The 22,440-nt window shown below is 45.9% G+C and carries 16 protein-coding genes; 7 read left to right on the forward strand and 9 right to left on the reverse strand.

Annotated features, from left to right (window positions below; all coding sequences use genetic code 11):
• The 3 genes from FLK61_RS17725 to FLK61_RS17735 all read right to left on the reverse strand — a co-directional run bounded on the left by FLK61_RS17725 (position 1) and on the right by FLK61_RS17735 (position 2,784).
• Complete coding sequence (locus FLK61_RS17725; protein WP_176010680.1) at positions 1-429, reverse strand: MarR family winged helix-turn-helix transcriptional regulator; 429 nt, start codon at positions 427-429, stop codon at positions 1-3.
• A gap of 261 nt (positions 430-690) precedes the next feature.
• Positions 691-1,938 (reverse strand): MFS transporter, encoded by a 1,248-nt coding sequence (locus FLK61_RS17730; RefSeq protein ID WP_176011294.1) that lies wholly within the window; start codon positions 1,936-1,938, stop codon positions 691-693.
• A gap of 69 nt (positions 1,939-2,007) precedes the next feature.
• Positions 2,008-2,784 carry a MerR family transcriptional regulator gene (locus FLK61_RS17735; RefSeq protein WP_176010681.1) on the reverse strand — a complete coding sequence of 259 codons (777 nt, stop codon included), beginning with the start codon at positions 2,782-2,784 and terminating at the stop codon, positions 2,008-2,010.
• A gap of 575 nt (positions 2,785-3,359) precedes the next feature.
• Here FLK61_RS17735 and FLK61_RS17740 point away from each other — a divergent pair.
• Both FLK61_RS17740 and FLK61_RS17745 read left to right on the forward strand, forming a co-directional pair.
• On the forward strand, positions 3,360-4,178 hold the full coding sequence (locus FLK61_RS17740; RefSeq protein ID WP_176010682.1) for a TetR/AcrR family transcriptional regulator: 819 nt from the start codon (positions 3,360-3,362) through the stop codon (positions 4,176-4,178).
• 6 nt (positions 4,179-4,184) lie between these two features.
• Positions 4,185-5,624: a DHA2 family efflux MFS transporter permease subunit gene (locus tag FLK61_RS17745; protein ID WP_176010683.1), complete on the forward strand. Its 1,440-nt coding sequence runs from the start codon at positions 4,185-4,187 to the stop codon at positions 5,622-5,624.
• A gap of 600 nt (positions 5,625-6,224) precedes the next feature.
• Here FLK61_RS17745 and FLK61_RS17750 read toward each other — a convergent pair.
• Together FLK61_RS17750 and FLK61_RS17755 are read right to left on the reverse strand one after the other, a co-directional pair.
• Positions 6,225-7,046, reverse strand: coding sequence for a hypothetical protein (locus FLK61_RS17750; RefSeq protein WP_176010684.1), 822 nt, complete (start codon positions 7,044-7,046; stop codon positions 6,225-6,227).
• Positions 7,036-7,584: an RNA polymerase sigma factor gene (locus FLK61_RS17755; RefSeq protein ID WP_176010685.1), complete on the reverse strand. Its 549-nt coding sequence runs from the start codon at positions 7,582-7,584 to the stop codon at positions 7,036-7,038. Before FLK61_RS17755 ends, FLK61_RS17750 begins: the two co-directional genes overlap by 11 nt.
• A 295-nt stretch (positions 7,585-7,879) precedes the next feature.
• Here FLK61_RS17755 and FLK61_RS17760 point away from each other — a divergent pair, with 295 nt between their 5' ends.
• The gene (locus FLK61_RS17760) at positions 7,880-8,710 is read left to right on the forward strand and encodes a hypothetical protein (protein ID WP_176010686.1); all 831 of its coding nucleotides are present in this window, start codon (positions 7,880-7,882) and stop codon (positions 8,708-8,710) included.
• A gap of 626 nt (positions 8,711-9,336) precedes the next feature.
• Here the strand turns inward: FLK61_RS17760 and FLK61_RS17765 are convergent.
• On the reverse strand, positions 9,337-9,573 hold the full coding sequence (locus FLK61_RS17765) for a hypothetical protein (RefSeq protein WP_176010687.1): 237 nt from the start codon (positions 9,571-9,573) through the stop codon (positions 9,337-9,339).
• 149 nt (positions 9,574-9,722) lie between these two features.
• Between FLK61_RS17765 and FLK61_RS17770 the strand changes: the two genes are divergently transcribed.
• A complete protein-coding gene (locus FLK61_RS17770; protein WP_176010688.1) occupies positions 9,723-10,769 on the forward strand; it encodes a hypothetical protein in 1,047 nt (348 codons plus the stop codon).
• A 334-nt stretch (positions 10,770-11,103) separates the two neighbouring features.
• Here FLK61_RS17770 and FLK61_RS17775 read toward each other — a convergent pair whose 3' ends face one another.
• Both FLK61_RS17775 and FLK61_RS17780 read right to left on the reverse strand, forming a co-directional pair.
• Positions 11,104-11,331, reverse strand: coding sequence for a hypothetical protein (locus FLK61_RS17775; protein WP_176010689.1), 228 nt, complete (start codon positions 11,329-11,331; stop codon positions 11,104-11,106).
• A gap of 610 nt (positions 11,332-11,941) precedes the next feature.
• The gene (locus tag FLK61_RS17780) at positions 11,942-14,380 is read right to left on the reverse strand and encodes a bifunctional 2',3'-cyclic-nucleotide 2'-phosphodiesterase/3'-nucleotidase (RefSeq protein WP_176010690.1); all 2,439 of its coding nucleotides are present in this window, start codon (positions 14,378-14,380) and stop codon (positions 11,942-11,944) included.
• A gap of 509 nt (positions 14,381-14,889) precedes the next feature.
• Here FLK61_RS17780 and FLK61_RS17785 point away from each other — a divergent pair.
• Positions 14,890-16,902, forward strand: coding sequence for a methyl-accepting chemotaxis protein (locus tag FLK61_RS17785; protein ID WP_176010691.1), 2,013 nt, complete (start codon positions 14,890-14,892; stop codon positions 16,900-16,902).
• Between the two features lie 1,140 nt (positions 16,903-18,042).
• Here the strand turns inward: FLK61_RS17785 and gnd are convergent.
• Positions 18,043-18,942 carry a phosphogluconate dehydrogenase (NAD(+)-dependent, decarboxylating) gene (gene gnd, locus FLK61_RS17790; protein WP_176010692.1) on the reverse strand — a complete coding sequence of 300 codons (900 nt, stop codon included), beginning with the start codon at positions 18,940-18,942 and terminating at the stop codon, positions 18,043-18,045.
• A 166-nt stretch (positions 18,943-19,108) separates the two neighbouring features.
• On the opposite strand from gnd, the gene FLK61_RS17795 reads away from it, so the two are divergent.
• Together FLK61_RS17795 and FLK61_RS17800 are read left to right on the forward strand one after the other, a co-directional pair.
• Positions 19,109-19,966, forward strand: coding sequence for a MurR/RpiR family transcriptional regulator (locus tag FLK61_RS17795; protein WP_176010693.1), 858 nt, complete (start codon positions 19,109-19,111; stop codon positions 19,964-19,966).
• Between the two features lie 17 nt (positions 19,967-19,983).
• Positions 19,984-21,507 carry a gluconokinase gene (locus tag FLK61_RS17800; protein ID WP_176010694.1) on the forward strand — a complete coding sequence of 508 codons (1,524 nt, stop codon included), beginning with the start codon at positions 19,984-19,986 and terminating at the stop codon, positions 21,505-21,507.
• The last annotated feature ends 933 nt before the right edge of the window (positions 21,508-22,440 follow it).

Raw genomic sequence — 22,440 nt, forward strand, 5'->3', positions numbered from 1 at the left:
TTACTTCTCCTTGAAGGCACGTGTAAGCTTGATTAGGATTGTCTTAAATTGCTCTGCTTCTTCTGGTGTTAACGTTTCTTCAATCTTTTTACCAAACGATTGAGCAGCAAATGTTTTCGCTTGAATAAAGGATGCGCTCTTATCTGTAAGAGACACGTAGAACACCCGCTTATCCTCTGTGGACTGCATCTTTTTCGCGTAGCCTGACTCTACAAGCTTGTTAATACCTGCAGTAACAGAGGCTTTGGATAAGTTCATCGCATTCGCAATGTCCGTTACAGTAGGATTATAAAGCTTCGAAATCGCTTCGATATAGTGGATCTGATTCACACTCAACTTCGCAATGCCCTCTGTCGTCACTGACTCTTGAACTAACTTCTTAAAAGAGGCATCAATGGCGTTTACAAAGCCTAACAAGTGTTGATCCATACTACCAACCTCCATTCATAAGAATAAAGTGTTAGTTAGGCAAACTAACTATATTTAGACTTTATCACTATGTATGATTTTATGCAACACTATTTATCTTCATTTGGATAATTACACATTAAAAGCATGCCTCTAATACTATACTCAAAACGTTTATTTTATTCACAGCTTCAATTTTTGTTCTTTTACTATTGGATGCATCCCCTCCTCCAAGTGGCAACAGCAACCCGTTACCACTCGAAAGAAGAGACAGTTCCTTATTTACAGCGCTTTTCTCTCGACTTCATTTTCCTGAACGTCTGAATAGTCCTGTCGATATGATTTTCCTCGCCAAGAAATAATCATGGCAATCACTAAGCCTGTTAAAGCAAAGGCTAGCATAATGTGTTGAATGTTATAACCGTTTGAGACAAAAAGTGTCACGCCTGCATAGGCTAGCGGATCAAACCCATTCATCGCAAGGAATATAACGCTCATCACGCGGCCCATAATCCGTGCATCTGTTTTTTCTTGAGCCGAAGAAAAGAATGGAATGTATACAAAGGTCATGGAGAATCCAATGAAGAAGGCAAGCCCTGTTAAGATGTAGAGATTAGGGACTTGGCTGAACGCTACGGCGACAGCGAGCGTAGCCACTAATCCAACGATGGATGTAACGCCTCGCCGCTTGATTTTTATAGACCCTATTAAGCCTGAGCTTAGTAGCATCCCTATTCCTAAGGACACTTCTATATAGCTCAAATTGATCGGTGAGCCACCATGCAAATCGACTAAAATTGGTATGCCAATCTGAATCGCGCCAAATGCAAAGAAGTTTAACGTAATCAAAACGAGAATACCCGTTGTTAAGAAAGCACTCGATTTAATGTACGAGAAGCCTTCTCGTAAGTCTTTAAAAGGCGTTTGCTTGATCGTATTCTCCACGTCTCCCTCCTTTAAGAAAGGTGGGAACATGAAGAAAGCAGATAGTAGAACGACTATCGTAGCAATAAGGTAGCTAGCTGTTACACCGGAGGCTTCCATCACTGCACCCGCTAATATGGGTCCAACAATGACACCAATCTGCGCCGCTCCCTGATAAAATGCATTAGCCTGTTGAATTTGAGACGTTGCCACTACCTTCGGAAGGAGAGACGCACCCGCTGGTCCAGAGCATGCATCTAGCGTACCAAACAACATGCCGAAAACGAGTAAATACGTCATTGTCATACTGTCTGTGCTACTCAATAAATAAATAGCTAGTAACATTATCCCTTGCGAAAGACTCGTACTAAACATAATAGTCGATTTTTTAAACCGATCAGCAAGTACACCGCCAAAAACCATCATTCCTAGTCGCGGTACCGTAATCGCAATAAGGACAATCCCTAATGATTCAGAGGAGCCTAAATCGGATATGACAAACCATGTAGTCGTCATAAAAAACATGGTGTACCCCATAATGGCTAAAAATCCTGCGACCATGATAAAAATAAACGTTCTGTTTTTAAAGATAGATTGTTGCGTCACCATCATTCACCTCAATTTCTTTTGATGAATGTTATGTTACCGTGTGACGTAACGTCTCTCGCAAGTAGTTTATTTATCTATTTTCTTGGTGGTTTTTTCGACGTGCAAACTTTCTGTCTCCGTTTCCTCAGCTAAAATAGCAAAGCTTTCACTTAAAAACGTCACAAGATGGGCTGGCAATATCGATGTATACGGCTCAAGTCTTGCAGTTAATTCTTCCAATTTCGCCTCATCTACCTCCCACTCTTTCACATAGCTCGCGTCCATCCATTCTCTAAGCTGCCCCTGCACTCGCGCATCCTCTGGCGCATCACCATTCATTACCGCCCGATTCGCAATGGTTAACACTTGTAGCGTTTGCCTATCGATCTCTTTTTGCTTCCTCATATCTTTGGGGAAAATACGATCGACGACTTCTTTATCGTAATAATCCTTCATTATGTCTCTTTGTGCCTCTTCATAAAGCATCGAGTTCATCAAAAGCATCAAGACTTCTTCGTCCAGCTCTTCCTTTTCTCCACCCTTAATGGATTTAACTCGATTAATCATCTGGAGCGAATAATCAATGGCCTCCCTCTTTCTAATTAATACCTGCTCTTGCACATCAATCATTTTCTCAAACGAATAGCCCGGCTTCTCAGACCGCTCCTTTATTTCTTTTAATGAAAGCCCTAAGCTTTGAAGTAATCTAATCGAATGAAAGGCTTTAAACTCTTCTGTTGTATAAACCATTTGACCTTGCTCATTTTTTTCAGTAGGCACTAAAATCCCAAGCTGCCGATAATGTCTTAACGTCCGAACAGTCGTATCCGCAATCTGTGCAAACTTACTCACCGTCAGTCGCATGTAGGGTATCCCTCTCCTTCTCTGTCGTTTTTGTCATGCTTATATATATCCGTTAGTTGCTAGATAACAGTCATTATAGCAGTTGTATTCTGCGCGTTACTTCTTTTTTCGGCTGACTTCTTCTGAAATGCGCGTTACTTCTATTCGGTTTCGTGTTACTTCTCCCTTGTTGTGCATTACTTCTTGGGATTTTTACCTTACTTCTTTTTTATACATTACTTTAACCAACTTCCGCGCTGTTTCTCGACCGTTCCACGTTCGTTCTGGCAACTTCCGCACTACTTCTCCTATTTTATGCGTTACTTCTTTTCTGACCTAAAAGCGAGGCAACGCCCATACGCCTCGTCCCTTTACAAAAAAGAAAAGGGTCAACCAATCATGTACCGTAACCGCAGGGGCACCGAGAGGTGACCGCACTTGAACTTGAACTTGATCTTGATCTTGAACTCCCTCTTGCCCTACCCTCCACACAGTGTTACACTATTCTGGTTGCTAAGTCATAATAATGACTAATCAGTCAACCAACATAAATCAACCCATTAACACCCTATACACAGACTCAAAGGAGGACCCATATGCAAAAACGCGAGCTACTTGTTGACGCCGCGCTCCAGCAGTTTCAGTCGGCTGGCATCACTAAATCATCCATTGAGATGTTGACTAAAAGCGCCGGCATGTCAAAGGGTGCGTTCTACCAGCACTTCAAAACGAAGGACGACCTTGTCATTGCCACGATGGATCGCTTTTATCAGCTTCTTTTCGAAAACGAGCCGACTCACCCCACCTCAGCCAACCTTCTTCAAGCGAGAATGGAATGGGAAATCACCTACGTGCTGAAGCAACGAAGCTTTATTTACGAAGTATTTGCCCTCTATCCAATCGGGACGAATGAGGCCATGAACCAGGTATTCCGTACAAACCGCGAGCGTCTCAAACGATGGCGACAGGATGCTATTTTGCGCACATTCCCATCAAAAGTGACTAATTCACTTGATCATCTAGAAATGCTACTCGACGGCATGCTTCACAGCTATCTCCAACGAATGATGTGGCAGGACGATCAGCTATCTCCTTACGATAGTAGCGTCCTCATTACAAAAGCGGCGGAAGCACTCGTCGAAGCGGACCTGTCTTTGCCTAAAACAACGAATCCCGTAACTGTAGACAACTTACGTGAAACTGTTCAACACATTTTACAAGCCACATCACTTTCGCGTGATACGAGAACGTTATTACACGAAATGAACAAACAATTAAGCACAGATGAGCCGTCCATCATCATTATCGACGCCTTACTCGAACGCGTTCAAACGCTTCACATCTGTGACTTTGTGCAACGTCTATCTCTCCAATGGAGACGCTATACATCACAAATAAAAACAAACAAGGAGTGATTACTTATGACACAAAACTTAAGCAAAAAACAAAAATATGCCATGATAGGTGCGCTCCTCATCGGAGCATTCATGGGTATCACCAATGAGACCTTGCTCGCAACGGCATTACCAACAATTCAAGGAGTATTTGGCGTGACCCAAGGCGAGGTGCAGTGGCTCACGACGGTGTTTCTCATGGTAAATGGGATTATGATCCCGATCTCCGCGTACTTGATCGAACGATTCTCGACGCGCAAGCTGTTCCTGACGGCGATCAGCCTCTTCGGGCTTGGGACACTCATCGCGGCCCTCGCAGTAAATTTCCCAATGCTCCTAATCGCACGAGTCGTGCAGGCATCAGGCTCGGGGATCATGCTACCACTACTCATGACGGTATTGCTCATCCTCATCCCAGCTGAACGACGCGGTCGCGCGATGGGACTACTTGGGATCGTGATCGCCTTCGGACCGGCGATCGGCCCAACGCTATCCGGCGTCCTGCTAGAATTCTTCAGCTGGCGCTCGCTATTCATCGCCGTGCTACCACTCGTCGCACTTGCAATGACGATCGCATTTATCTTTATGAAAAACGTTACAGAGCTCTCTAATCCAAAGTTTGATTTCCTATCGATCGTGCTCTCCTCGACCGGTTTCGGCGCCTTTCTTTACGGCTTCGGAGTCGCATCGAAGGAAGGCTTCACGAGCCCGCTCGTCATCGGACTTGTCGTCGTCGGCGCAGTCATCATCACGCTGTTCGTCCGCCGCCAATTCAAGCTACCAAGACCAATACTCGAATTCCGCATCTTCCGCTATCCAATTTTCACGCTCTCGATCGGAATTACGCTCGTCTCCATGGTCTCTTTGATCGGGGCAGAAACAATGTTACCGTTGTTCGTCCAAAACGTGCTCGGCTACACGCCGCTTCAGTCTGGTCTCATGCTGATGCCAGGGGCGATTGTCATCGGGATTATGTCGCCGATTGCGGGTTCCTTGTTTGATAAATACGGGGCGAAGCGTCTTGCAATACCAGGATTTATGATCGTCGTCGCGACGACGTATTTCTTTACACAACTGTCGATGGACATGTCGTTTACGTTCCTAACAACGATTTATGCCATCCGTATGTTCGGTCTCTCGCTAACGCTAATGCCTGTCATGACAGCTGCGTTAAACCAGATTCCCTCGTATTGGTACGCACACGGTTCTGCCATGGCGAATACGCTGCAGCAGATTAGTGCTTCTATCGGTACGGCACTGTTAATTACGTTTGTTGGTATTGGTACACAGCTGTATAGCTCCAATAATGCTGGTTCGGCTGACGTTGCACAGATGGCAGAGCTGACTGGCTTCCAGTGGGGCTTTACGGGAAGTTTAATCATGGCAGCAGCTGCGCTTGTGTTGAGTTTCTTCTTAAAGCCAGGTAAACAGGCAGCGAATACAGAAGTTCGGGAAGAAGCTTCTTAAATTGCCCAAGTGCCAACTAGTTTTGATCAGCTCTCCGAGCTTTAGATAATAAGAGCAGTCAGCTCTGCGGACACTCTACGACATCCATGGGGCCGACCTTTGAGCTTCCTCGTCGGCAGGGGGGCGGTTGTCACCTTCCCCTAAACGCCTCCTGTGGGATCTCAAAGACCTCTTTCCCCCATGGATTGTCTCCGAATGTCCTCCGAGTCTGCCTGCTCTCGTTATGCTTTAAAGGAAAGATTAATGAAAAAGTGAAAGCTGACTGAATGACAGTTAGCTTTCACTTATTTTTGTGGCTTACTTCTGTTAGGATGTGCATTACTTCTAGCTCATTTCGCCTTAGTTCCTCCACTTTACGCATTAGTTCTGCAAGTTTTCGAGTTACTTCTTTTTTGCACCTTACTTTAACAAACTTCCGTGCTGTTTCTCGTCCATTCCGCTTTATTTCTGGCAACTTCCGCGTTACTTCTATCAATTTGCGCATTACTTCCACTGTGTTAAGTTTTAAGTCTCTGCTTACTGTTTTGAAAACAACTCTAATTAACGAAAAAGCCGATCAGCAAGTAACATTGCTGGTCGGCTTTTTATACGACTTAATCGCTATTTCATCAGCTTTTCTCCTGTATCCCTCCATCTCCATTCTCTTATAAATGTCATTCTCATCATTTGCCATTCTTCTACGTCATCAGCGTGATAAACACCATTTATCATAAATAAATCCTCATCTTTTTCACCAATTATTGTTTCAGACATTACACCAGGTACATCTTCACTTAAAAAGCTTCTTAGAAACCAATCATTATTTTCTCCAATTAATGATTGTATCTCTTCCGAGTTGTCCATTGGTTCGTTAGTGATTTCTTCTAAATGAGTTTCTAGGTCGGTATCATGGATGAGGCTAATACCACCTTGGAAGACTCCTGATGCATCTGGATTATTTCCTCCATATTCTAACTCCTCCCATCCTATATGAAAAGAGATCCATTGGTATTTGTCGTCTTCTAGTGACATGTAATATGTTTCAAAGTCTTTCGGCAAGTACGTCACAAACAGTAGCTCAGGTTCGTCGTACAGCTCAAATGTCATGGTGTCGTCGCCGTGTTCGACGTCGATATACTGCGGTAAATCCTCGATGGCTACGTTGTCCGTTGTTTGCTGCGTTCCCCCATTTTCCCCGTTAGAGGTGAAAAGGTTGGTCAGCTCTGGGTTGCTTATGACCAAGAGGCCTCCGATGGCGGCTGCGGCGATGAGGCCTGCGCCTGCCTTAGCGTAGCGAGATTTATTGGAGCGGCGCGGCTTCGCTTGCTTCGACTCTCGCAGCGCCTCTAAGGTCTTTTGATAGCTTTGCTGTTTAAACTTCGGGTCGGCGTGCACGTCCACGTTGTTGAGCTCTCGTTTAATGCGCTTTTCCTCATTCTCCATAGTCCTCCACCCTTTCGTTGACGATTGTCAGTAGTTTTTTGACGGCGCGCTTTTGCAGGGATTTGACCGCAAATACGGATTTCCCAATGACTTCCGCGGTTTCTGCCAAGCTCAAATCCTGCACAAATCTAAGTAGCAACACGTCCTGATAGTCCTTTTTCAATACATAGATGGCATCGATCACGGGGCTTTTATGTCGGAACGCTTCATCCTCCGCCGACCGCGAATTAGACGCGATATTGGTATATAACCCCGTCGTTGGTGCAGCGCTTTTCTTCTTTTTCTTACGATGAAAATCGAGTAATGTGTGCCGACATATCGTGAAAAACCACGTTTTGAAGGTAGATTTATTATCGAAGGAATGCAAATTAAAGGCCATTTTACAGAAGCAATCCTGCACGACTTCCTCGGTGTCGTGGTGATTTCGCGTTTGTAGGTAGACGTAGTTGTATATCACATCAAAGTACCTCTCATGGAGGCTTTTTAATGCGTCCTCGTTGTCATCGAGGGCAAGTGTAATGAGCTCTTCATCTGTCATCGGATCACCTCTTTTTATTTCTGCGCTATTAGACGTAAAGGGGTTCAGCGAGGAGGCGTTTTTTTAGAAAAGATTTTAGGTGAATAAGTGCCAACTAGCTTTCAATCAGCCCTTCTAATCTGCCTGCTTTTGTTTTTATATAAAAGCAAGCTTGACGATGATTTTTTGACTTGTTTTCTGTGCAGGTTAAAGAATGTCTGTTGTATAATAGAGCTATATTGCAGGTACCTTTTACAGCGTTCGTTCTTGATCCTAATTTGAAATTAAGCCTGACATTTGTATCAGGAGGGTAGTTATGGAGAAAGGACGGAACATTTCGCGTAATAACTATGATATCTTTTTTCGTCAAAGCTTACAGGAGGTCTTTACGGAAGAGGTTTTAAAATCAATCGGTATTCAGTCAGCTCCTATTGTTAGAAGCTTACCGACAGATTTTCCTGCTGTAGAAACGACTGATCAAGAAATTGATGTATTATTTGAGCTTGAGAATCACACACTTTTGCACATCGAGTTTCAAACAGTTGCTAGTAGTCAAGCAGACTTAGTGCGGTTTCTCGAATACTCAATAAAAGCTTTTAAGCGATTTAACAAGCCGTGCGAGACCTATGTCGTGTACGGCGCTGGTGTGAAGCATGCCAAAAGCGAGCTTTCTTATTCGGTTCTCTCAAGCTTTTATGTAAAAAATATTTATTTAGCGAACATGGATGGAGATCGGTTATTTAAAGAGCTAGAGGAACAAATCGTGGCAGGTGCACCCTTAACGAAAAAACAAGAAATGGAACTTAGCATGTTACCGCTGATGGATTCTGTTTATGCTCGGCGTGAACGTTCATTACGTGCGGCAAACCTCGCTCTAGAAATTTCAAATAAAGATCAACAAGCACGTCTGGTCGCTTCACTTCTTGTCGTAACAAACAAGTTTTTAGATGATGACGACGCTGATTTTTACAAAAGGAGGCTTGGTGATATGAAAGTCATTAAACTCGTAGAAGAGGAAGCTGAAACTCGTCGCACAGAGGAAATCGCTAAAAAAATGCTTCTCAATAAAGAGGCTCCCGAAAAAGTAGCGTTTTATACAAACTTATCCTTCGAGAGAGTTATAGAACTCCAAAAATCATTAGGATAAATCCTTTCGCAGAGCTACTTCAGTTGTAGCTCTTTTTTGTTTGTATCTATGTGTAATCTACTACTATCATCTTCTGTATTACTTTTTCACGTTAGGCATTTCTTCTTTAACGACTTACTTCTCACAAAATGCGCGTTACTTCCATTTGATTTTATGTTACTTCTCTCCATTTGCGCATTACTTCTCCGTATTCCTACCTTACTTCTTTTTTATGTATTACTTTAACAAACTTCCGCACTATTTCCCGCCCGTTCCGCGTTCGTTCTGGCAACTTGCACGTTATTTCTCCCACAAAAAGCATTTAACCTATGAAAGTGACTCCCCACCTTCCATCACGACAACCTAAAAAAACTAGGCAATGTCCTTTCGCCTAGTGCTCTTCCCAACTTAATAGAAGGTCAAGTGACTATATGTATTTCGGAGGTGCCCCGAAGCGGCGGGAGCCTACTACCAGTGTCGCTCTTTTGCGCAGCGAAAATCCTTTTGCACGTCCCATGGACGGGCAAAATAGTTGAGCTAGCCTCACAGGTAGTTGCGACCGCCGCGCAGGGGCACCGGAAGGTGACCTCTTTTGACCTTGACCTACATAGTAAAAAGTCTGACACGGAAGGTGACCGCTCTTGACCTTAATCCACATACCGAATCCGATCGCTCAACACACCCGCCTTATAATACTCCAACATCCACACGTCCGGATTACTTTTACTCGGCCGCACAACCACACGCGTTCCGCCCGGCAACGACGTGATCTTCGCTCCGTTCCGTAAGTATCTCACCGTCAGCTCGCCCGGCCCGATCTCGATCCCTTCCGTCGCCTTATCCTGATCGCGGAGCGCCGCCGCCCTTGATTCATAAAAGTCCATCTCTCAAAACCCCTCTCTATGACAGAAAATCACGCTAATACTCTACTAAACTCTTATTCCTCTTTTTTACTTATTTGTGCTTTTTATGTTACAATGGTCAAACCCAATAGTCAAACTAATCTCATATTTTCACAGAAAGAAGGGGTAGGATGAGTTTAAAAAACATGATTGGCAAGCACATTCAAGGTATTTACTCGAACTCGATCGCGATCGAGATTAACAAGGATCAGTCGGTGCGATTACTAACGGATAGCTTGGAGATTCACTGGTTGGACACCGCGACAAAGGAAGAGCATTTTGCGCTCATTTCGTACAACGAAAATGCGGACGGAGACGACGAGTTTAGCATTCGTTTTAACACGTCACCATTCACGCATAATCTTAATACGGCCTACGATCGGTTCCCCTACTATCACATCCTAGATTCGAGATTGGATGTAACCGATCCAATCGTCGACGTGCACCTCTACAAATACAAGCAGTCACCTACAGAAGTCCCAACAACCATCGTGCTGCGAACAACCGAATCGATCATCACCATCAACGCCTATCCCGTCAACCTCCAAGTCACCATTTCAGAAAAGGAGAACGAACTCTCCTCAAACGACAGCTTAGTTGAGCTCGGAGCTACCATACATAAGCAACTAACTGAAGACAGCAAGCTTCTAAAAAAACCGAAGGACCCTATGCGCTTAAAAGACTTAAAAGGACTGCGCGTACAAGGCGTCTACTCTGATCTGATGAACATCCAAAGACAAGATAGTTACGTAGAAGCAACTTCCTATGCAGATGTCGAAATACATTTATATGACCCTAATACTGGCGAAGAAACATTCGTGCTCCTTCAGCCCGACGAAGATCACAATGGAGTAGACACGTTTGTTGTCAATTACGCAGAGAAGCCGTTTAATAAAAACCATCATTATTCTCCTTCTCGATCACCTTTTGAAGAAGTCTACTATGCTACTCACCATATCCAAACTGCTAGTCTTAATACGTTTGGAGATGTTAATGAAATGAAGCTATACTCATTTCATCTACCTCACACAGAGGGAAAACCATATAGCCAAGACCCTACAAACATTCTTTTAAAAACGGACTATCATACCGTGTTGTTTTCAGCCGGCCCAGTATATATAATCATCGAAATATTCAAAGACGAGGCCGAGCTTCAACCCGGAAGGTTGGAGATTTAATAGGAGTAATATTTGAGAGGGGGGTTTATGAACGCTAAAGTAAGGAACGGTATGCTTTTTCTATTAGGAATGTTGGTGAGTATTCTTCTCATATTAGCAATAATTCTAGGCATTCTTTGGATAGATGGCGAAACATTTTAAGTATCATCTAGCTCCAAACAGTACTTTGAGCAAATTTATCAATTGCCAACTAGTCTAGATCAGCTCTCCGAGCCTCAGTTAATAAAAGCAGTCAGCTCTGCAGACACTCTACGACATCCATGGGACCGGTCTTTGAGCTTCCTCGTCGGCAGGGAGCGGCTGTCGCCTCCCCCTAAGCACCTCCTGCGGGATCTCAAAGACCTCTCTCCCCCATGGATTGTCTCCGAATGTCCTCCGAGTCTGCCTGCTTTAGTTTCTTTTCTAAAAACCGCTCATTAATTAGTGAAAGCTGATCGGTAAAATTCAGCTTCCATGCTGTTCTCCGATCGTTCCACGTTTGTTCTGGCAACTTCCGTCTTACTTCTCCTAGTTTGTGCGTTACTTCTAATTGGTATCGTATTACTTCTCTCCGTATGCACATTACTTCTCCACATTTCTACGTTACTTCTTTTTTACACATTACTTTAACCAACTTCCGTGCTGTTTCCCGCCCGTTCCGCGTTCGTTTTAGCAACATCCGCCTTACTTCTCATAATTACACATTACTTCTTTTGCCGATTACTTCTCCTAACTTGTGCGTTACCTCTTTTCAAGCTTTTAAAAAGCGAGGCGACGACCTCTCGCCTCGTGCCCCTCAACATAAAAGTAGGGCTTTACCTACAATATACCGTAACCGCAGGTGCCCGCTCTTGATCTTGACCTATAAATAATTTATGCGTTACTTCCTTTCAAGCTTTTAAAAAGCGAGGCAACGACCTCTCGCCTCGTGCCCCTCAACAAAAAAGTGGAGCTTTAACAACTAATTCACTGTAACCGTAGGTGCCCCGAAGCGGCGGGAGCGTACTACCAGTGGTAGCCCTTCCGCGCAGCGAAAATCCTTTTGCACGTCCCCTGGACGGGCAAAATAGTTGAGCTAGCATCCACAGGTAGTAGCGCACGCCGCGCAGGGGCACCGAAAGGTGACCGCACTTGACCTTGCCCTTGACCTACAAAATAAAAAAGGCCCCTCCAAAAGGAGAAGCCTCACCCATTTAGTTCATCAAACGATCAAGCAACACCACAAAGTCACGACGCGTCAACTCTTGATACGTCCCAAACTCCGCAGCCGAAACCCCACTTATTACACCAGCAGCATACAACGTCTCTACATAGTCCTGATAGAACGAACCGTCGATATCCGTAAACGGAGTCTCAGACGTACCCTCTAAATCAAAACCACGTACTAATGTCGCTGCAACCTGTCCACGAAGGATTGGGTTACGTGGTGCAAACTCTGTGTCAGAGATGCCGTTGAAGACACCAGCTGCAACCGTTGCCTGAATGTAGTCCTCAAAGAACGATCCAGGAACGACATCACGGAATTGCTTGTCACCATCAAACGGTAATTCAAGCGCGCGCGTTAGCATCGTAGCAACCTCAGCACGAGATACGCTTGCGTTTGGACGGAACGTGCCGTCTTCGTGTCCGTTAATAATGCCAGCTTGATACGCCCACATCATCGAAGAAAAACCAGACGTTGTTTCTTCCAAATCAGAGAAAGGATTTGGTACTCCAGGACCTGGCGCAGGCTCACTATCAAAGTGAGACGCAAGCGTGTTGTACTCATACACGCCAAAGCCTTGCGCGTCCTCGCTTAAGTACGTGATAAAGTCTTCCTTACCAGCGCGCGCAATGTACGCTTCTGCATCAGGAGACGATTGGAACGTCACAGGACCCGCTGCTTCAAACGGCTTAATCTGCCAGTTGTTTGAAGGCAGGACATCTACTGTGCCTTCGTTACGGATATACTCAATAATAACTTCACGGTTTTCCTCTGTACCCTCATACACAGCCTCTACGCTTTCTGCGCCAAGAAGGTGATCCCCACCGCCAGAAGCACGGTAGTTATTCGTTACAACAAGGAACTCGTCGTCTGTATCAACTGCTTCGCCATTGTAGTTAAGCGTTACAATACGCTCGTTCACAGGCTTCGTTACATCAATCTCGTACTCAATACCTTCAATGACATCAAAGTTAAAGCCACGGAAATCTAAGTTTGTTAAGTTTTGTGCATCCGTCTCAGTCGGATCAATTTGATTGAACTGACGAGCTGAATACTCTAACCAACGACGCACGTCAGCGCCATTGACCTTCACAATGTGAAGCGTATTATCGTAAATATAAATGTCCGCTACGTCACGAATCGCAAGCGTATCTTGGACATTCGTGTAATAGTCTGGACCAAATCGTGCGGCCTGGAATGGGGCTGCTGCCGAAAGAATCGGCATCGACTCGTACTCCGTGCCGGACACAAACGTGTTGGCAAAATCGATTTGCGCCTCATTTACAAGTTGTACAACGGCATTATCCATCACGCGAGCGAAATATGTGTTCATCTCACGCGCGGTTTCACCCACAGGACCATTCACGTACTCAATCGTGCGCTCATGCAAGTCCTGCGCAATATCCACAATCCCCTGGTGCGGCTCATAGTCAGCAGTCGAGATGTTGTAGCCCATGCCATCAACAACCTCCCACTCCCCGTTGTCGTGCGTAAGCTCAAGCTCGATCATTCCGAGCAAGCGCCCCCACGAGCTAGGCATCACGGTCGGTACACCGTTGATCGTACCCTTCTCGAGATCTACCCCTTCATAATCGGCAAATCTAGCTGTATCTCCTGGGAAGTCGTAATGTAAATGTCCCGTAATTAGAGCATCAATGCCTTCTACTTTGGTCAGTTCAAGCGCAGCATTTTCTCCCGACGTATCGGATTCAGATAGTCCTGAGTGAGCCGCGACGATAATAATATCGGCACCTTGCTCCTTCATTTCAGGGATAATGCGCTCCGCCGTCTCCACGATCGGATCCACGTAAATGTTGCCATCGAGGTGGATCTTATCCCAAATCATAATTTGTGGAGGGACAAAACCAGTAACACCAACGGTAATTTGCTCGCCGTCGACTTCCCGGTCAAGTAGCACGTAAGGCTCATAAGCATGTTCATCTGTATCTGCATCAAAAACGTTTGCACCAAGCCACGGGAAGTCGGAAGTCTCAATCATTTGGTCTAAAATCGGTAAACCAAAGTTGAACTCGTGATTCCCAAGCGCTGCTGCATCATAGTCCATATAGTTCATCGCTTGAATGATTGTATTAACCTCGCCCTCTGGCAGGTCATTTAAGATTGTTTCCATGTTTCCTAGAATGCTTCCTTGGACGATATCTCCGTTGTCAATAAGGAGTGTGTTAGCAAATTTCTCGCGTTGCTCCTCCACTACGCTCATGACTTTAGAGAGTCCATATGTATTGTTGGGCTCATCTGTCATGTAATCATACGGCATAAGATGTGCGTGAATGTCTGTTGTCCCCATGATCGCAAGTGTATGCGTGTCATCTTGAGGCGTCACTTCGGTGTTTGCTGATGCTGCTGTAGGTACGACCGTAGCTGCGAGTAACGCGGCTGACATGGCACCCATGGTAAGCTTCTTCATCCAATCCCTCCAAGGTTGTTAGTTGTCGGATACTTTGGTACCCGAAGTATAGTTTACCATTTGGTAGTAGAGGTGGGAATAGGAGGATAAGCTTTTTTAGTAAGGGGTTTCATTTATATTGTAGGTCGAGTGCAGGACTTACTGCCCTAAAGAGAACAGTCTTCCCATTTTGTAGGTCAAGGGCAGGTGCAGCACCGGAGTGGAACGGTTTATACAACTAACCACTCTTTTATTAGTAGGTTACTAGGCGTTAGAGCGTTGCATAGCTTTGAAAGAAATTTAAAGCTTATAACTTTTTAAATAGACTTTGGGGAAATCCAATGTTGATATATCGAAAAATTTGCTCGCACTCATTTTCTTTAACACCTTAAAAAAGAGGATTAATTTAAATGCCACTAAAATTATCTTTAAAAACCTTTATTACCCAATTAAGGCCTCACAAAGTCCATCAAGATTTACCACCACTTTTCCGATATAAATAAAAGAACGAATATCGGGGAGGGTGAGTCATGAGGCTATCGATTCGAACGAAGCTACTTAGTTTTATTCCGCTTATGATCGTGGTGGTGCTTTTTATAACAGCCATAAGCTATAGCTTTGCTAAAGGAGAAATTGAGGACCAGATTCAGGAGCGCCTTGCGCGTCAGGCAGGTGAAACCGCTGGACAAATGGAGCGGGAGCTTGCAGAACATCAGCGACTGGGGGAAACACTCGCCCAAATAATCGGAGAGGAAGGCTCTGAGCTCGAAGAAGCAGACTATGCAGCGTTGCAGGCGCGTTTGTTGCAATTAAACGAAGCGACGTTTGGCATCGGTGTCTGGTTTGAGCCGTTTACGTATGAGGAAGAGACTGAATATTTTGGTCCTTACAGCTATGAAGACGGGGAAACAATTGTCTATACAGATGAATATAACACAGCCGAATATGACTACCCTTCACAAGATTGGTATACAACTGGTACAGAAGCAGGTCAAGCTTCTTGGACAACGCCTTATTACGATGAAGCATTGGATACAGTTTTGGTCACAACGAGCATTCCTTTTTACGGTCCTGATGGAGCACTTAGCGGAGTTATTTCTGCCGACATGGACGCAGCGCAAATTCAGCAGATAGCCGAAACTCTTGAAGTGGGAGAGGATGGCTGGGCATTTTTAATGGATGATACAGGAGCGTTTCTCGCTCATCCGGAGGCTACGACACTTGCTGATGATCCTGTTCTTGAGCAAATAAGTGGTAACTTCATCAATGATGGTACTGTACAAGCTTCTTTTTTAGAGGGAGATGCTATTGTATCTCACAGCCAACTTGATCAAAACGGTTGGACGCTCGGTCTCGTTCTACCAGAATCAGAAGTATATGCCGGATTAAACTCGTTGCTCCGCAATATCGCGATCATTGCAGGTATCCTCTTACTACTTACTGCGGCTGCTATGTTCCTATTGGCTGGAAGAATTACGAAGCCGATTCTTGCACTAAATGAAGAAGTGAAACACGTAGCCAAAGGTGATTTATCGCGACATCTTTCTATAAAAGCCAATGATGAAACCGGAGAACTGACCGCAAGCTTTAACGCGATGGTTACTAATTTGCGCGCACTGGTGGATTCTGTCCGCAAATCGGTGCATACTTCTGCAGATGCTGTTTCTCAGCTGAGTGCGGTCTCTGAAGAAACGATGGCATCTAGCGAAGAAATCTCCCGCGCGATTCAGGATGTCGCTAGTGGTGCAACAAATGCAGCGAGCTCAGCAGAATCGTCTGCACAAAAAACAGCAGAGCTTTCCGATCAGCTCTCTGGACTTGTCGCCATTACAGTCTCATTAAATAAGCAAGCACAGGAAGTAAACACGACAAATCAAGCTGGCAGTGAACAGACATCTCTATTGCAAATAAAAGCTAAACAAACAGATAGCATGATCGGTCGTGTAGAGGATGTCGTAAAGGAGCTATCAGCACGTATGGACGAAATTTCCTCCATTGTTGGAACAATAGCTTCTATTTCAGAGCAGACAAATCTTTTAGCATTAAATGCCTCTATTGAAGCTGCTCGCGCCGGTGAGCACGGCCGCGGATTTGCAGTCGTAGCAGATGAAGTACGCAAGCTTGCAGAAGAAACCTCCAATGCTACTGGTCATATCCGCAGTTCGATGGAAGAGATTCAGGGGAAAACGACTACTGCCTCTTCGGAAATGGCAAGTGCTAGAAAGCTTTCTACCGAGCAGTTTACTATTACAGAAAACACGGTTGCTTCCTTCGAAGAAATTGCCTCACGCAATGATGAAATGAATCTACTTGTTACACAAATGACTGACGGGATAAAAAGCATTGAACAAAATAAAGAAGAAGTGTTGGCATCTATTGCTGATATTGCTGCAGTCATAGAGGAAAGTGCTGCAGCATCTGAAGAAGTAAGTGCATCCGCTGAAGAACAGCTGAACGCGTTGAAAACAATTGCCTATTCTGCAGAAGATCTACAGGAATCAAGTGAGCAACTAAAGCAGCAAATTGAGCAGTTTAAGTCTTAGTTAGTAATGGAATGAAAAAGGTACCTTCCTTGAGGTGAACGGTTTGTTATGCTGTAGGGTTAAGTCCGACGGCGAACCGAAGTCAAAATCAAGGTCAAGGACAGGCCCTCCTCCGCTTCTTCAATTTGTAGAAGCGGAGGAGAAAGCTTCTTCATTCTCCTATAAGTTTCACACTCATTTAGGCGGTTCATTTCTCTCTCATTCCGTTTTAAAACCTAATTGCTAAAGGGCTTGCTGCAAGTTCAATGTGCTAGACTCTCTGAATTCAGTGTAGTTTTGTGCATGTATTTTGACCATATGCATTTCTCGGTCCGCGGCGTGCATTTCCTCCTTGCCAGTGTGCATTCACGCTCGCGCTGTCTGCATTTCACCCTCGGTCGTGTGCATTTATTTTGTCCGTCTGCATTTCGAGGCTCGCGACGTGCATTTCCACCTTGCCAGTGTGCATTCACGCTCGCGCAGTCTGCATTTCACCCTCGGTCGTGTGCATTTATTTTGTCCGTCTGCATTTCGAGGCTCGCGACGTGCATTTCCACCCTGCTGGTGTGCATTCACGCTCACGCTACCTGCATTTCAACCCTGCCCATGTGCATTTATTTTAACCGTCTGCATTTCATGGTCCTCCGCGTGCATTTCCACCCTGTCCGTATGCATACCTTCCCCAACACAAAAAAGAACCCTCCTAAAAATAGAAGAGCTCCCGTCCGTACATATAACGTATAACTAGTTTTAAACAAGCAGTACCTTATCAACCCGCTCAGAGAGCTGGCAGACCCGGAGGACATCCGGAGACAATCCATAGGAATAGTCAGTGGATGAGACCACGCAGGAAGGCCGAACTTGCCTGACGAGTAGGCTCAGACGCTGACCCTATGGATGTCGTAGGGTGTCTGGAGGGCTGACAGCTCGAAGAGCTAAGATTCTCCTTTAAAGTTAAGCATCCACCGCTAGCATGAAATCAGCGGGAATATCACCCACTGCTTTCTAACTGCAAGGCTAGCTCAAAAAGCTCGCAACAAACCGCAATCTTTTTGTTATGCTTTTCAGATCGCGAAGACAACACGGTCTATGGATGTCGTAGAGTGTCCGAAGGGCTGACAGCTCGTAGAGCTGCACTAACTAGTTAGCTCTTGATTAACTCTACTTCTTCACAACCGCATGCCCACCAAACTCATTACGCAACGCCGCCACTACCTTACCTGTAAACGTATCGTCCTCTAATGAACGATGGCGCATCATAAGCGAAAGCGCGATGACTGGCGCTGGTACTTCAAGATCTAGTGCCGTCTCTACCGTCCACTTGCCTTCTCCCGATGAGTTCATGACGCCTTTAATTTGATCGAGCTTTGGATCTTTGGAAAATGCGTTTTCCGTAAGCTCCATGAGCCATGAACGGATAACCGATCCGTTATTCCATACTTTTGCGACCTGCTCGTAATCGAAGTCAAACTGGCTCTTTTCTAAAATATCAAAGCCTTCTGCAATGGATTGCATCATGCCGTACTCAATACCATTGTGGATCATTTTTAGGAAATGTCCGCTTCCTGGTGCGCCAGCGTGGTGGTACCCGTTTTCAACAGTGGCATCGTTGAAGATAGGCTCGATTTGCTTGATAACGTCCGTATCGCCGCCAACCATCATGCAGGCTCCTTCGCGAGCGCCGTTTACGCCACCGCTTGTACCAACGTCGACAAAGTGTATGCCGTTTTCCTTTAATAGCTCTGCTCTACGGAGCGAGTCTTTGTAGTTCGAGTTTCCGCCGTCAATGACGATGTCCCCTGCGTCCAACAGATCATTTAAACGTAAAACAAGATCCTCCGTGATCTCTCCTGCAGGTACCATGAGCCAGAGTACACGCTTGCCGCTTTCTAGCTGTTGCACCGTTTCTTCTATACTTGCTGCCGGAATTGCTCCCTCGCTTTGAAGCGCTCGTACTTGGGCTTCGTTGACGTCGTTTGCGACGACTTCGTGCTTGTGATCGAGTAGATTTAATCCGAGATTAAACCCCATTTTGCCGAGTCCGATTAATCCAATTTTCATAAGCTCACTCCTCGTGTCCATTAAATGAAATATTATTTCCTCTACGACCTATTATAGGATAAAAATTTTCTTTTTCAATACTAATTTAAGAAAAAATATTTTTTTATTTCTTCAAATGACTTATACTATTGATAGAAAATACATTGAAAGTATAGGAGGATGTGCTATGTCACAGTTCGATCAAGGCCTCTGTAAACATCGTATTAAGGCCTCATACCATGAGTTTCGTGCAAAAGAAAAGGTGATTGCCGACTACATCATGGAGCATCCTGAAAAAATAATTCACTCGAGCATTAGTCAAGTAGCCGACAACCTGAATGTTGCGGAAGCTACCGTCTTTCGTTTCTGTAAAAGAATCGGATTTAAGGGCTATCAGGCGATGAAGATCGCGCTCGCCTCTGAGGTCGTGAATGATGTGAAGGATATTCACGAAAAGATTCATGAGGATGACGATGAGAAGAGCATTGCAGAAAAAGTATTTAAATCAAACATTCGCACGCTTGAGGACACGCTATCGGTGATGGACGCCGATAAGATGAAGCAAGCCGTCGATATTTTATGCAACGCACAGCGTATCGAGTTTTACGGGAACGGAGGCTCCGGCGTGATCGCGCAGGACGCTCATCACAAATTTATTCGCACGGGCATCCCGTCAGCGGCTTACAGCGACTCCCACTTACAAATGATGTCTGCGTCGCAGCTTACAAGCAAGGATGCGGTCGTACTCATTTCACACTCGGGTGCCAATCGCGACATTTTACAAACGCTAGAAGTTGCGCAGGAGCACGGTGTCCCTACAATCGGGATCACCTCGCTCGCCAAATCACCATTAAGCGAGCAAGTCGACGTAGCCCTATTCACTCTTTCTGAGGAAACCGAGTACCGCTCCGAAGCACTCGCTTCGCGCCTTGCGCAGCTCAGTTTAATCGACGCACTCTATGTGAACGTTAGCATTCGCAAAAAGGAACAAATGCAAGAATCTGTTACGAAAATGCGACAAGCCATTTCACGAACCAGAATGTAAAGGGAAAGGACGTAGCTATGAGTAAACAGTATGTAATGGGACTTGATATAGGCACGACAAGCGCAAAGGCCGTTATTTTTACGAAGCACGGCGATGTGGTTTCAGAAGCAGAAGTGGGCTATGCTACCTTGCATCCAGCGCCAGGCTGGTGCGAGCAGGATCCGCTCGAGATCGAGGCCGCAGCGATTGAGGCGATTCATACCGCGATGACGCGTAGCGCAATCGATAAAGAGGCGATCATCTCGGTCGGCCTCTCCTCAGCGATGCACTCGCTCATCTGCGTCGATGCCGCCAACACGCCCCTCTCCCCTTCTATCACATGGGCTGACGGGCGTAGCGCGGCCCTCGCGGATGAGCTACGCGCGACCGATATAGGCGAACGCATTTATCTTGCAACCGGGACACCGCTCCACCCCATGTCCCCGTTACTAAAGCTTCTTTGGATGCAGGAAAATAAGTACGAGCCTTATTTGAAGGCAGCAAAATTTCTTTCTATTAAGGAATTTCTCACCTCGCGCTGGTTTGGCGAGGATGCCGTCGATTATTCGATCGCGTCGGCAACGGGGCTATTCAATATTTATACGAGGCAGTGGCACGAGGAGGCGCTCTCGCTAGCGAGCATTCGGGAGAATCAGCTATCGCGTCCCGTCCCAGCTACCCACCTTTTCACAGGTCTTGATGTCGATATAGCAGAACAAATGAGACTTGATCCAAACACGCCATTTGTGGCTGGCGGTAGCGACGGTCCGCTTGCAAACCTCGGCATTGGCGCGATTAACCCGGGTGAAACAGCCATCACCATCGGCACGAGTGGCGCAATCCGACAAATGTCCGCCGCTCCTCACACCGACTCTCGTCAAGAGGTCTTCTGCTACGCGTTTACCGACGATCTTTGGGTGCTCGGCGGTCCAACAAACAACGGTGGCAACGTATTAGAGTGGCTTAAAAACACTATCGGCCACGCCGAATTGACTGCCGCTTTAGAAACACAGCAAGACCCCTTTGACGTATTAATTGATGCCGCAAACCAAGTGGCGCCTGGGGCGGATCAACTCTTGTTTCTCCCCTATTTAAACGGCGAACGTGCGCCTCACTGGGACGCATCTGCTAGAGGCGCATTTATTGGCCTATGTAGCACGCACACAAGCCACCACATGGCTCGAGCTGGTTTAGAAGGCGTGCTCTATGCGATTTTAAGCGTCGCAGAATCACTTGAAGCTTTAACGGGTGAAACAGAGAAGCTCTACGCAAACGGCGGCTTCGCTCGCTCCGAGATATGGGTGCAAATGCTCGCCGATATGTTCGGCAGAGAGGTTCACCTGCCGGTATCCCACCAGAGCTCGGCATGGGGTGCGGCGTGGGTGAGTTTGTATGCGGTCGGTGAAGTGACAGACTTGCGTGCGATCAAGCAGTCGATTCCGATGAAGGGTGTTGTGGTGCCGGATATGGAGAAGCATGAGGTGTATAGGAAGATGTTTGAAGTGTTCCGGGAGATGTATGGAGTTGTAGGGGGTTCTGTTAGGAAGCTCCAGCGGGTGTAGTGCAGTACCTCCGGTCCTCCTGCGCTATCGGCTGGCGCTTTCCTGAGAGGGCTTGCGATGGCTTTTCGATCGGCCAAACCAATGGCCGTTCGAAAGGATTTCCGCTTCGCGGAAGGGCTCTCTAGGAGTCGCCAGCCTTCGCTCCGGAGGCCCGGAGGAGAACGATTTTTGCACTTGTATATTGTTCATTTCTCTTCTATTCTGTTTATAAACTCTAATTGCTAAAGGGCTTGCTGTAAGTTCGATGTGCTAGACCCTCTGATTTCAGTGTAGTTTTGTGCAGATATTTGGGCTGTTTGCATTTCCACATCCGCGGCGCGCATTTCCACCTTACTGGTGTGCATTCTTCTTCGCGCTGTCTGCATTTCATCCTCGTTCGTGTGCATTTATTTTGTCCGTCTGCATTTCCACATCCGTGGCGTGCATTTCCACCTTGCTGGTGTGCATTCTTCTTCTCGCTGTCTGCATTTCATCCTCGTTCGTGTGCATTTATTTTGTCCGTCTGCATTTCCACATCCGTGGCGTGCATTTCCACCTTGCTGGTGTGCATTCTCCTTCACGCTGTCTGCATTTCATCCTCGTTCGTGTGCATTTATTTTGTCCGTCTGCACTTCCACATCCGCGACGTGCATTTTCATCTTACTGTTGTGCATTTCCCTTCGCGCTGTCTGCATTTCCCCCTCGTCTGTGTGCATTTATTTTGACCGTCTGCATTTCCACCTTGTCCGTATGCATATCTTGCCCAACAAAAAAAGAACCCTCCTAAAAGTAGAAGAGTTCTCGTTCATACATATAATATGTAACTGATTTTGTACAAGCAGTACTTCATTAACCCGCTCAGAGAGCTGGCAGACCCGGAGGACATTCGGAGACAATCCATAGGGGAAAGAGGTTTTTGAGATCCCGCAGGAAGCGTTTAGGAGGAGACGGCAG

It is taken from the genome of Paenalkalicoccus suaedae, assembly GCF_006965545.2.
GTDB classification, from domain to species: domain Bacteria; phylum Bacillota; class Bacilli; order Bacillales; family Salisediminibacteriaceae; genus Paenalkalicoccus; species Paenalkalicoccus suaedae.